6 protein-coding genes are annotated in these 12,625 nt (G+C 63.9%); 1 reads left to right on the top strand and 5 read right to left on the bottom strand.

Annotated elements, in window-relative coordinates:
- Window positions 1–2: 2 nt before the first annotated feature.
- The 5 genes from AEB_RS15860 to AEB_RS15840 all read right to left on the bottom strand — a co-directional run bounded on the left by AEB_RS15860 (window position 3) and on the right by AEB_RS15840 (window position 11,956).
- On the bottom strand, window positions 3–1,598 hold the full coding sequence (locus AEB_RS15860) for a class I SAM-dependent DNA methyltransferase (RefSeq protein WP_119083998.1): 1,596 nt from the start codon (window positions 1,596–1,598) through the stop codon (window positions 3–5).
- 707 nt (window positions 1,599–2,305) lie between these two features.
- Entirely contained in the window at window positions 2,306–8,467 is a 6,162-nt protein-coding gene (locus AEB_RS15855) for an HTH domain-containing protein (protein WP_119083997.1), read from the bottom strand.
- Window positions 8,468–8,481: 14 nt separating this feature from the next.
- Window positions 8,482–9,318 carry a hypothetical protein gene (locus AEB_RS15850; RefSeq protein WP_145985322.1) on the bottom strand — a complete coding sequence of 279 codons (837 nt, stop codon included), beginning with the start codon at window positions 9,316–9,318 and terminating at the stop codon, window positions 8,482–8,484.
- Window positions 9,319–9,431: 113 nt separating this feature from the next.
- Window positions 9,432–10,727, bottom strand: coding sequence for a hypothetical protein (locus AEB_RS15845; RefSeq protein WP_119083995.1), 1,296 nt, complete (start codon window positions 10,725–10,727; stop codon window positions 9,432–9,434).
- A gap of 770 nt (window positions 10,728–11,497) precedes the next feature.
- A complete protein-coding gene (locus AEB_RS15840) occupies window positions 11,498–11,956 on the bottom strand; it encodes an SRPBCC family protein (RefSeq protein ID WP_119083994.1) in 459 nt (152 codons plus the stop codon).
- Between the two features lie 49 nt (window positions 11,957–12,005).
- Between AEB_RS15840 and AEB_RS15835 the strand changes: the two genes are divergently transcribed.
- The gene (locus AEB_RS15835) at window positions 12,006–12,350 is read left to right on the top strand and encodes an ArsR/SmtB family transcription factor (protein WP_119083993.1); all 345 of its coding nucleotides are present in this window, start codon (window positions 12,006–12,008) and stop codon (window positions 12,348–12,350) included.
- Window positions 12,351–12,625 lie beyond the last annotated feature (275 nt).

The raw sequence follows: 12,625 nt of genomic DNA, 5'->3' as shown, positions 1-12,625 counted from the left end.
ATTCAGCCACCAGCGACAACTCCGGCAAGGCGCTCACGAATTAGATTTGCGAGGCGCTCGCTTTCGCCGAAATGCTCATCCAGCTTGGCCTGAAATGCCCCAAGCCGTTCCTCAAACGGGGAATCGTCTCCCTCCACATCTTCCGCCCCGACGTAGCGCCCCGGTGTAAGCACGTGGCCGTGCTTGCGGACTTCCTCCAGCTTCGCGGATCGGCAAAAGCCCGGAATGTCCTGATACTCGCCAAGCCCGGCTTCCGGTTTGGCCCGCCAACGGTGATAGGCTCCGGTGATCGCAGCGATGTCGCTTTCTGAGAACTCGCGCCGGGTGCGGTCCACCATGTGGCCAAGATTGCGGGCATCGATGAACAGGAATTCCCCGCGCCGATCCCGGTGGCCGTTCGCGCTCTTATCGCGGGCCAGAAACCACAGGCAGGCCGGAATCTGCGTGGAGTAGAAAAGCTGTCCGGGCAGCGCGACCATGCAATCCACCACGTCACCCTCGATCATGGCCTTGCGAATGTCGCCCTCGCCCGACTGCTGCGACGACATCGAGCCGTTGGCCAGCACCACGCCCGCCGTGCCGCGCGGGGCCAGGTGGTGGATGATATGCTGCAACCACGCGAAGTTGGCGTTGCCCGCTGGCGGCTGGCCATATTTCCAGCGAACGTCGCCCTCAAGCTGGGGCTGCCACCAGTCCGAAATGTTGAACGGCGGGTTGGCCATCGCATAATCGAATTTGAGCGTGGGGAAGGCATCGTTGAGGAACGATCCTTCGTTGTTCCACTTGATGTCCGCATCGATGCCGCGCACGGCAAGGTTCATCTTGCAGAGCTTCCACGTGGTATGGTTGCGCTCCTGCCCATAGATGGCGATGTCGCTTCGGCGGCCCTGATGGTTTTCAATGAAGCGCTCGGACTGCACGAACATGCCGCCGGAACCGCAGGCGGGATCGTAAACCCGGCCATGATGCGGCTCCAGCATCTCCACGATGGTCTGCACCACGGATCGCGGGGTGAAGAACTCACCCCCGCGCCGACCTTCGGCCCCGGCAAACTGGCTGATGAAATACTCATAGGCGCGGCCCAGCAGGTCTTTCGCCTTGCCGTCTGCGCTGTGCATCCCGACCTTGGAAAACAGGTCGATCAGTTCGCCCAGCATCGTTTTGTCGAGTTGCGGACGGCCATATTCCTTGGGCAACACGTCCTTGAGCACGGCGGCGTTCGCGCGCTCGATAGAGTCCATCGCGTTGTCGATCAGGTTTCCGATGTCGCCTACCCGCTCCTTGCCGGTGTTCACATCGGTGAAATTGATCTGTGGGCGCTTGGCGTTGGCCTGCAAATGCTCCCACCGCGCTTCGGGCGGCACCCAGAACACATTGGCGGCAAGATATTCTTCGGCATCTTCAGGGTCGGCAAATTCTTCTTCTGCCAATTTCGCGCGATGCGCCTCGAAAGCCTCGGATATGTACTTGAGGAAGATCAAGCCAAGGGCGACGTGCTTGTATTCTGACGGTTCAAGATTGCCCCGGAGCTTGTCAGCGGCCTTGAACAGGTCTGCCTCAAAACCAAGATCGCCGCCGCTGTTCAACTGAGATGCCATTGGATCATTTTCCCCCTACGGCGTGAGAGGTAGCGGAGCCGGCTGTTGATGGGCAACCGCCAGCTTGCTGGATACGAAAGAAACCTGCTGTCAATGCGTATGGGAGCGGGCCTCATCGCACGTGATCGACGCTTGACCGGAGATTGCCGGCGATTCAGTTGCTGCCAATCAGAAGCGAACAACCAGATAAGTCATTGAACATATTGGTAGATGCACTAGATGTCGAGCCAAGGACCCGCTGATAAGGGGTCAGCTGCGGAACGACAGCTTCGCACCCTAATTTCGGCCATTCGGAACTGTTCAGCGCGATCCCAAAAGCGGTCGTTTGTTCAAGGGCTAGGCCAGCGTCCGTTAAAGTGGTGGCGAGCGGAATGGGCGCTTTAAAGCAGCGGATAGAAACAAGCCGACATCGATCAGCGGCCGTCGACGTCGCAATTCTGCACTCTATGACAAATGTCCGAGTTGCGGACGGTTGAGCGCGTAGCCGCTCATTAGATTAAGCGCGTCGAGCTTAGCGAAATGATCGCCATGGGTGGTCAGCGAAACCCTCGGATGCGACGCGTCGTGCGGTGGCGCTGAGGCTGTTCTGGCGGCCGCGAGCGGTGCCTGAGGGCGGGTGTCTGTGGGTGCGGGGAGCCTCGCGCGAGCCGCTGCCGAATAGCCACTTCAGAAACTCCATGCGCCGATCCCCATTCTCGCCATCCGGCTCAACGCCGCAGGACGAGGTTGAGATTGGCCCGCGCCCGCCCGGTCCGAGTCCGCAGCCCCGGATCGATGTCGCCCAACGTATCGATCCAGCCGAGCAATGCCTCGGCCTCCTCCTCGTCCTCGACTCGGCCAGCCAGCTCCAGCGTCCAGCTTCCGAGCTTGTCGCGCCATGCGCTCAGATCCTCCCGCGCTGCTGCGGCATATAGGGCAAGCTGCATCTCCTCGCGCATCGGCACCGGCGCGCGCTCGCGATGATAGCGCGCCATCACCTGAATGGTGTCGGCGAGTGCCGTCATCCGGCGCGCGGCGGCGAAATGCGCAAGACCGAGCAGAAAGGGTGAAACCTGTTCCGTCGCGAGCGACGCCAGCAGCTGTGGGCCGGTCTCCCGGATACGCGTGGCGGCACGTTCAGCCAGCGCGTCAGGCACGGTGAACATCGTCTCGATATTGACGATACGGTGAACGGCCTCGAGCTCGAGCGTGTCGCGGTCCAGCCCTTCCTCAATCGCCGCCAGCATCTCGTCGGGCGGCACACGCAGCACGGTTCCGATCCCGCCTTCCAGCGGGCCGGGCCAGAATACCATCGGGACTTCGAGACGGGTTCGCAGGCTACCTTTGGCAGCGGTGAAGCAGGCAGCCAGCCCCGGGGTCAGCTGTGCCTCGTCCAGTGCAAAGACGGCGTTGGCGAGGCGGCCAAGCAGCTCGTGACGCAATTGTTCGGCGGCGATCAGGTCGGGCCGCCAGCGCGGCTCGAGCCGCAAGTCGCAGAGGTTCTGCGCAACGAAGCGCCAACCCCGTTCCTGCGCGCAGAAGTCAGCGAAACGCTTGGTGTCGATCTGGCCGTTGACGACGCGCGCGATCAGCGATGCCTGCGCCAGCGCCGCCAGCCGCCGTCGATAGGGTGGCCAGTCGGACAAGGTCCCCTGCAGGCTCAGTTCGCCATCGGCGAAAATCGCGAGGCAGGACAGCAGATGCAACGGACCCGAAGTATCGGCGGGATCGAGTGCCTCGATCTCCCGAGCAACCGCGATCACAAACTGCTCAAGCTCCGGATCGTCTTTTGCCCGGGGCATCGCGATCTCGGCGAGCCCTGCCTTGGCGAACAGGTCGCCATGCGCGAGCGCCCATGTCGTCAAGGCCCGCCAAGCCTCCGGCGTCAGCGGGCCGAACTGACTTTCCTCGACGATGCCCGGACGGGCGGCGCGAAGCAGCAGAAAGGCCGCGCGTTCGATCGCGTCCCCAGCGAGCCAGTCCAGTGCGCCACGCGCCGGATCGGCCAGGAAATCCTGGAGCGTCGCCGCATCGCTCGCTCCAACCAGCCGCCGGTAATAATCGCGCTCGCGCGGGACCAGCCCCGAGGGGGCGACCCCGCCCTCGTTGAACGTGTCGATGATCATCTGCGACACCATCGGCGGAAACGCCCGGATCGCGATGTCGAGATCCTCGATCTCGCTGGCATCGAGCCGCCGGTCCAGCAGGCGCGCGCGCCATTCGGACAGCGCCTCCGGGGCGATATCCTGTTCGGCGAGCACAGCATCGAGCATCGCGATACGGCTGCCGGCATCGGGATGCAGTCCGATCAGGCCCCGGACCCGATATCGCTTTTCGCCACCGTGAAAGCGCAGGTGCCAAGCCTGGTCGGGTTCGGTGGTCAGTTGCCACGACCGGCCCTGCTCGTCCGTGACCGGTTGCGCGTGGGCCGGATCGGCATAGATCGCCGTCGCGGCGTCCAGCACCGCTTGGCGCGTAAAGCTGGCGCTACCCACCTGCATGGTCGATTCGACAGTGTAGCCGACGACATCCTGGAACGCCTCATCGCCCAGCATGCCTAGTTGCAGGAAGCTAGGCAGACCGTCGAAGACAAAGCGCGCCGCGCGCACCGGGTCGATCGTTTCGTCGCGGGCCACAAGATCCTGCCCGACATTGCGAACCAGGCCGCGCAGATGATTTTCGAGGATCGGTCGCGACAAGGGTTCGCGCGCCAACGCCGGCCCGATCACGCGGCTCTCCAGCCAGCTCTCGTAGCTGGCGCGTGCTCCTCCATCGAGCTGGTCGCACAGTCCGGCCAGCTTAGCGAGATCGAGCACCAACCCATGGGCGGCGAGATCGTCGAGATTGCGCCGGACCAGCGAATCCGCCCAGCCCCTTGTGTCGAGCAACCGGACCAGCCAGTCGGCGCGCGCCCGGGCCAGTTCTGCTGGCACGCCATCGCCCCACTGCGCCAGCAGCGCCGTGGCAATGGCATGGTGCAGCTGCACCAGCCAGGCGGTGTCGGTCACCGGGTCGAACCATCCCCGAGCCTGCGCGAGGCGCATATTCTCCCGCAGCGCCCGCAATTCGCCGGTCTCGAAGATGTGCGGTTCGGCATCTTCCGGTGCCGAACCCTCGTCGAGTTCGGTCTCCGCGATCAAGGCGGTCAACGCCGCGGCGTCCAAGGGAACGAACAGCGCCCCGGCGCGGAGCAGCGCGACCGGGAAATCACTGGCGCGCGCGCGATCCAGCCGATCACTATTGGCCAGCAGGGAGACCAGGTCGAGCGACGACAGAATCCGAGTCGGCTCGCCGTCATGCTCGAAAAAGCCGTGCCGATTGAGGAAGCGATCGTCGCTGATAAGTATCGGGGCACGCGCCGCCAGGCTGCTCAGCGCCTCGGCGTCCCCATCCTCGTCGCGTTCCTTGTCATCCTCCTGATCCGCGCTGGAACTCGCCGGAAGCGGGTCGAACACCATCCTGCCTTCGTCGCTCGCGCGCTGGATCGCGCTACGCGCGCGCTTGAGCACGGCATCGACTTCAGTGGACAATGCCTCGACATCGAGCAGCGCGCGTGCCTGAGAGAGCTCCGATTGCGAGACCACCGGGATCAGGCCGGCCTCGACGATCCGGTCGAGCAGGCCGATATAGCGGAAATAGGACACCGCGAGATCGCTCAGATAGAGCGTCGCGCCCTTCGCGAGGCGCGGTTCTTCCGGCCAGCGTTCCTCATGCAGGCCGAGATAGCCAAACGCCGCGGCGGCTTCGGCCTTGGTGAGGCGGCCCGCGCGCACCAGCGCGTCGACGACGCCGCTGCAGCTGACCAGCTGCGGGGCGAAGCGCTCCAACGGCGCGGGTTCGGATAGGAGCGAACCGACGCGCCGGATCGGGAATGGATGGACGAAGAAGTGACGGCCGTCATCCTGACCGGCGGCCTCGCCCAGCATTTCAGCCCGGCCCTGGCCGATATCGGCCACGAGACCGAGATCGGCGACCCGTGATGGCTGGAATGCCCGGACCTTGCTGCGTGTCACGAGATCGGTCAGCCGATGCGCGAAGGTAATCCTGCTCGGCTGATGGAAGGTCAACCGGTTGCGTTGCTCGAACAGCTCGCGGAACAAGTCGTGGCGAACATGGATCTGGTCGAATGCGTCCAGCACTGGCTCGAGCATGTCGAGCGCGGCGAGCGTGACGATCGCGGTACGATCGAGCGCGATTGTCCGCGTCTCCAGGGTTTCCTCTTCATCAATGCGCTTGCGCCCGCTCGCCAGCGCCACCGCCGATCGCTTACGGGCATCAGCAAGCTGCGGGTTGGCGATCAGCGGCGCCAGTTGCAGTTCGAGCCAGGGCCGGCTCAGCATGGTGCCAATCATGTTGATCGGAAGAGCCGCCGCCGCCTGCGCCTTCACGGCTTCCTCGACACGCGCTTCCCATTCGGGCTGGCCGTGGAGCAGGCTTTCGATCGACTTGCGCTGCACCGGGCCAGACTCGCCGGAAAGATCCGCGGCGCGCATGATCCAGCCGGCTGCATCCGGATGACCTTCCTCGAGTCCGGCGCTGGTCATCGCCGAATAAGCCGCAACCAGCACTTCGGGCGAATCCGGGGCAGCGGCAACGGCGGCAAAGGCAAATTCGGCGACGCGCTTGGCGCCGGTCTGCGCCGCCAAATTCGCGCATTGAGCAAGCTCGAGCGGCGTGCGCGCATCGCGTCGCTGCCACTGCACATCGATAAAGCCGTCCAGCGCCTCCCAGCGGCCCGCGGTTACCAGCAGCTGATAGCGCAGAGCCCGGTCATTGGGATCGTCGCGTTGAGCTTCGAGCGTTGCCAGCGCCGCCTCGGCATCGCCGAACTGGCTGCGCCGGTAATAGAGCCAGGCCGCTTCGCCCAACAGCTCGGTCGAGCGCTCGACGGCGTCGCCAAGCAGCGCCACCAGTTCGAGCGCTTCGGCGTCGCGGCGCAACCTTGAGAGATGCGCGATGATATCCTGCGCGAACTCGATATCGGGAACCTTGCCGAGAAGATCGCGGGCGAGTTCGACATAGCGCGGTGGCGTCCCGGCCTGGCGGTAGCGCCTGAGCAACGCCAGCAGCGTGGTGATCTGCTCCTCTTTCGCATAGGCCGCTTCGAGCGCGGCGATCGTGTCAGCCGGCTCCTCCTGGTCGAATGTGCGGCTGAGCATTGCCCGGACATGCGCCGGCAAGGTCCCCTCATCCTGGGCGGTCAGCAACGCCCGCGCAGCCTCGGTCTGCCCGGCATCGGCCAACACCTTGATCTCCAGGGAGACGATGCTGCCGGCTTCGAGGTAGGCTTCGAACACCGCGCGATGACGCCCGAGCAAGTCGATCGCCTTTCGCGGATCCCGTTCGGCATGGTCGAGCAGCAGCGCGATCATAGCGCCGGCGGTCTCCGGCGATCCGTCAGGATGGCGGGCCAGGCTTTTGTCGATGGCATGCTCCGCCGCGTCGCGATCGACTTCTAGGCCGAAGCCCAGTGCCAGTGGCAGCCAGGCCAGTTCGCCGCCGGGTTCGCGCATCCGCATCTGCAGCTGCTCGCGCGCCTCGCTCGTCATGTCCGGATCGCGAAGCCCCAGCCACAGCCCGTAGCGCCGTGCGCCGCTGGCCTCGCGTGGAAGCTCGAGCAGGTCGCAATGCGCTGCCGCGCGCTCGATCAACGTGCGGGCGAGACGGCGCGCGTGCAGCGATGCCGTGTCGTCGCCAAGAGGAAAGCCCGCGGGATTGCCGGGGACCGATTGCAGGACCAGACCGCGCAGATCATCGGGCAAGCGGCTGGCGACGAGGATCGATGCTGCCACCCATAATAATGCCGGGGTCTCCTCGAAGTCGCTCTCGACCAGCAGCGCAGTCGCTCGCGCCGCGTCCTGCCACCGCCCGGTTTCGACATGGCTGGTAAGAAGGACATAGCGGCCATCGCTGTCGAGCGCGGCCATGTCGATGCCGGCGGCCGCACCGCGCGCCAGCGCCCCTTCGGTGCCGAGGGTGTGGCGCAGGATCTGCAACGTCGCTGTCGCTTGAAGCGGGGATTTGTCGACATCCAGCAACGCCAGGCCGGCTTCGCCATTGTCGATCGCGGCGACAAAGGCGCGGGCGACCAGCAACGCATCGCTCGCGGGTGCCTCCAAGGCGAGGGCGTGATCGAGCCAGAGCCGTGCGCGCGGATCATGGGTGAATGCGGCCAGGCGGGTGCACCACGACAAAATCGTTGCCCGCACCTCCGCCGAAGCGCCACGCAGCGATCCGCTGATCACCGCTTCCGCCAGACCGGCGATCTCGATCTGGGTTTCCGACGACCGGAAGAAACGCGCGCGGCGAATCTGGCGCAACTTCGCCAGGGCATGCGTGTCGACAATCGCCCCGGTGTCGGGCGGACGCATCCGCACGACCTCCTCGCGAACGCCTTCGATGGCGCCCAGGATCATGCGATCGCCGAGCGTCAGGTCCCGGCGGAGGCTGCGCAGCACGAAGTCGAGCGCCTCGGCATAAACCAGTCCCTCATCCGGATGCGCCTCGTCGTCACCGAGGAAGGCGCGATAATGAAGGATTGCCGCCTCCGCCCAGGGCGCGTCATTCTCGCCGCGGATGGCGGCGCGCACCGCCCCTTTGAGAGTCATTTGCACGAGATCGGTGCGGATCCAGTCGCGCGGCGCGCCGCTGGCGAATATGTCGGGGCGCGAAATCAGCCCCTTCAGCCCTTGCACCGCCGCTGCCAGGTCCTTGGGATCTTGGGCCAGCGCCGCCACGGCTTCTTCAAGCGCATCGTCGATCTCGGCAATGCCGGCTATGAGATCGTCATCACCGCGCCGCCGCGCCCATTCCCGGCGCAACGTCTTGAAACCGGCGAACAGCACCGGTTGCGCTACCTTGAGCGCTAGCTTGGCGATCGCCGGATCCACCGCCCGTGATCGCGCTACGGGTGATTGGCGAGCGCGAGCATGCGATCGCGCTTGGTGGCGCTCGGCGCGAAGAACCTGTCGTTGAACACCAGCCGTCGGGGCGCTTCGGTCGGGCCAAGCTGCGTTTCGACACTGCGCCCGAGCCGGCGATGCTGCTGCGCGTCGACGCGAATCATATTGTCGAAGAAGCCGCCATGTCCGGCGTCGTCGAAAACGCTGACGTGCGCCGTCTTGGTTTCGAAGCCACCATGGACGAACCAATAATGCTCGGACGCAGGCAGCATGGTACTCGCCTGTAAGACGCAAGCGATATGCTGCTCAAGCGGATTGGCTTCGGCAGGTGCAGCGACAGCGCTGGCAGCGCCGTTGATCAGTTCGCGGCCCAGCCGGGTCAGGCGGAATTCCGCTTCCTTGCCATTGCCACGCCGCTCAACCAGGCTGTGCGCCGCGAGTTGGGTCAGTACATTGGTCAGGTTGGAACTGCCGATCCCGAGCGATTGCAGCAGGACGCGGCGGCGGACGAACCCGCTGCCTTGCGCCAGCTGTTCGAGCACAGCCCGTGCCCGGGGCCGTTCGGCCATCTCGCGTGCCGGGCTGATTTCAGCGAGATTGATCGACTCGTGGAGCAGGTCGGCAAGCGCGGTGATGCGCTCGGCCGCAGCGGCGTCGTCGCTTCGCACCCTTGCCTTCACCGCGTTGAGCAGGCTGTGCCAATCACGGATCTCGGGATCGAAGCGCCGCTCGATCAGCAACGACCAGATCTTGCGCGCCAGCGCCGCATAGACCCGGCGCGACGCGCGCGGATCGTCAGCCAGCAGTTGGCGGATCGCGACGCGCGCCGCGTCGGGCAACGCATCGCCGAGATCGAGAGATTTGGTGCGAACCAGTGCCGCCATGTCTCGCGCATTCCTTCCAAGATTGATCGTACAATACACTACACTTCACGCTTGTACATGAGGACCGATTAAGAGCTTGCCAAGGGGCAGGCGTGCCATGCGCCGTCGACCAGCACCGCCTTATCGGTCATCGGATCGTCGGGAAGCGCCATGACCTGGCCGACATCGCCCTCGGTTGAAACCGCCGGCTGGGCGACGACCATTGTACGGGTGCCGTAGCGCACACGCATCAGCTTGGCGGTCACGGCATGGCCATCCATCGTCGCATGTTCCGCAATTCCTGAGATCATCGAGGGCACGATCGCCAAATCGACATTGAGGCGCAGATAGGGAACGTCGGTCGTGCCTTCGAGGAAATCGCGGCAGACCGCGACCGTGATCAGTTCGTCCTCGCAGACCAGCACATGGATTTCCTTGCCAGGCACGATGCTCTCGGTCCGCCCTGCAATGTCGAACTTAGCCCATTTGAGCACTTCGAACAGCAATTCGCCATTTCCGTCGAGGATCACCGCGACGTTGCGCATCTCCGCGTCGATATCGCGGTGCCAGCTACCGGCGACCAGATAGCGAAGCGCCGAATCGCCATCGAGCGCGCGGTCCGCCAGATCCTGCTGGACTTGCGTCACGCGCGCCTCCGGCATCGTCAACTCACCCCAGACGATCGCGGTAGCATTTTCAGCGCGCGCTTGGGCGAGATGGGCGTCGATCATCTCGTCACCATCGAACCCATCCAGACCAATGACGGTGAACCCCTCAATCGCCGGATCGGAAAGCACGGCCTTGAGTCCGGGGAACAAGGCGGCGCCGAAGCTTCGCTGCTTGCCGGCCCGATCACCGGCAGCCATCGCCGAGGTCGCGGCGAGCGGCGTGCGGTGCAGCCGGACCCTGAAGCCGGGCATCTCGGTCGGCAGCACCCGATAATGCCGCAGCGCACGGCGCAGGAACGGTTTGCCGTCGAGCGCCGCGAGTGGCGCGATCCGCGGCACGACATAGTAACGGCCGTCCGTGGTGACCCACAGGCGTTCGAGATCCTCGCCAAGGTCGCTTTCCGTCCGGAAGGTGCCTTCCAGCGCATTTGCTTCCAGTGCGCGTAGCAGCCGTGCCGCATCCAGCAGGGTCAGCCGCTCCTCGCTGGCTTCGGTGACCGCGATCTCGCCCTTCATGACCAGCGCCGCCCGCGTCGCCAACGCCTCGGTCAGCGCCTTCTCGCTGAAGCCCTTATAGTCTTGCAGCAATTGCGCCGGGGTCTCCGCGATCGTCTCATAGGTGGCCGCGATCGCATCGGTGAGCTGACCGGGGTCATCCGGATCGATGGCGGCAAGCCGATCATTAAGCGCGAGCCAGCGCGAGGGCGATTCGGCCATGACGGTTTAGCGGGCGGGATGTAGCGGCGGCACGGGTCGGCGATATGCGCGTTTCGCGGACGTCGCGCGATTCCGCATCTCTCCATTGGTCGGCCGGATCCTCATGCCGACATCAAAGCATAGCGGCGCAAAGATGCAAACCGCCCGGATGCCGCCGCTGGGCTTCGGCCATGTCCAATATCGACGGCGTGGCGGATCGCCTCGCCGATTCGCCTCTTCTGCGGCGCCCTTTCGCCCCGGGGGCTGAATTAGGTCTATTTTGGAGGCAAATCGGCGGAATGCCGTTGTCCTTTGGTGTCGCATCGGCACCGGATACACACACATGTGAAGGTCCCCGCGCAGACCGAAGTCTTAGTTTTCCACCTGATAATGGAAGTCGATTGCGCTCCTTCGGCCCGATAAGGGAGGGGCGAGATGAGCTGCCCACCTTAACCCGGGCTGCATCGCTGGCTTGTCCCGTCGGAAATAAGGCTATGGTCTCTGTGGCCGCCCAGAATCTTCGCCTGACGCATATTCGCAAGTGGCAACTTTCACGGTCCGTTCGCCAAAGGCGGATAGTCCGCTTACGGCCCAATTCCGGTCGATCGCGGTGGTGCTATCGTCGCTGAATGGAGGGCAGCTTATAGGGAGGCGTCCCGCTGGCTCAAACGACGGCTATGTCAGCGTCTCCAGTCGTGGCCTATGAGCAGGTGCACCACCCCCGATCACATTGCTTGAGCGGTTGAACGGGCTTCGCCCACTGGATTGAAGCTGGACAAATCGAGCAACGGCTATTTGTACATTCCCTCTCGCAAATTGATGCCATGCTCGAGCCAGAGTTTGAGGGCTGCAACCATCTGGCTCCATCCCATACAGTTGCCGTAGCTCGCCTTGAGGCCACCGGGCGTTTCATGCCAGCCTTCCTCTGCGATCTCCACGAGCGTTCGGTCGTCGTCGGTAGACTTGAACTCCATCGTGACGGTCGTGTTGTAGTCAGGCCCTGCATTCTCGGGCTCGTTAGCCCTCCATTCGAGCACGATCCGCCGATCGGGAACCACTTCGACCACATGCACCGGAAACGCGCGTGGGAAGTCGTGGAAGTCCCAACTGACCGTCGCGCCTTCCTCAAGCCGGCCCTGGGCTCCGCCAGTTGTGAAATAACAGGAGAGCTGGGCGGGATCGGCAACGGCTTCGAACACCTCGTGCACTGGCTTGGATATATGGGCGAAGACTCTGAACTTGAGTTCCATCGGAACATCTCCAGTTGATCACCGACCAATTAAGTTATAAAAATATAACATGTCAAACGATGAGCATCTCGATGCGGTTTTCAAAGCGCTCAGCAACGCCACCCGACGGTCGATTTGCGACGAACTGCGCCTGCGGCCGCTCACGACCAAGCAGCTTTGCAGCTGCCTGCCGCAGCTCGATCGATGCACGGTAATGCAGCACCTAAACGTGCTGGAAAATGCGAAGCTGGTAGTTGTGGTGCGCAAAGGGCGCGAGCGGTTCAATTATCTAGATGCCGTGCCGATCCAGGCCATTCACGAAAGATGGATTGGTCCGCACGCGGCCCAGGCCGCCGCAAAATTGTCGGCTTTGAAGGAGGCGCTCGAAGCACAGCGAGAGACAGCGCCAGGTTAGTACAACTCCTTCCGCGAACGGCCGCTTCCTCGACCAGCGGCCGTTTTCGCGCGCATCTTTGAAGACCGCATTGTCCCAGAGCCCGACATTTCGAGTCTTCGGCGAAGGTAGATTGGACGGCGGCTTGCGAATGAACGGACGGTCGGTTTTGGCATGCGATCTGAATATTGGGACGAGCGCGTGAGGATGATGCAGCGCTGGTCCGATTACCTCGAGGAGCTGCGCGACGGCGGGAAAGTCATCCGGGCTGATTTCCAAAATTTGCGGAAAGCGAC

Origin of the sequence: Altererythrobacter sp. B11 (genome assembly GCF_003569745.1) — a bacterium.
Taxonomy (GTDB): domain Bacteria; phylum Pseudomonadota; class Alphaproteobacteria; order Sphingomonadales; family Sphingomonadaceae; genus Croceibacterium_C.
This window is presented reverse-complemented; position numbering and strand designations above follow the sequence as displayed.

Coding starts and splice junctions, on each gene's coding strand:
- AEB_RS15860 (WP_119083998.1), bottom strand. CDS start 1,598: ATGGCATCTCAGTTGAACAGCGGCGGCGATCTTGGTTTTGAGGCAGAC.
- AEB_RS15845 (WP_119083995.1), bottom strand. CDS start 10,727: ATGGCCGAATCGCCCTCGCGCTGGCTCGCGCTTAATGATCGGCTTGCC.
- AEB_RS15840 (WP_119083994.1), bottom strand. CDS start 11,956: ATGGAACTCAAGTTCAGAGTCTTCGCCCATATATCCAAGCCAGTGCAC.
- AEB_RS15835 (WP_119083993.1), top strand. CDS start 12,006: ATGTCAAACGATGAGCATCTCGATGCGGTTTTCAAAGCGCTCAGCAAC.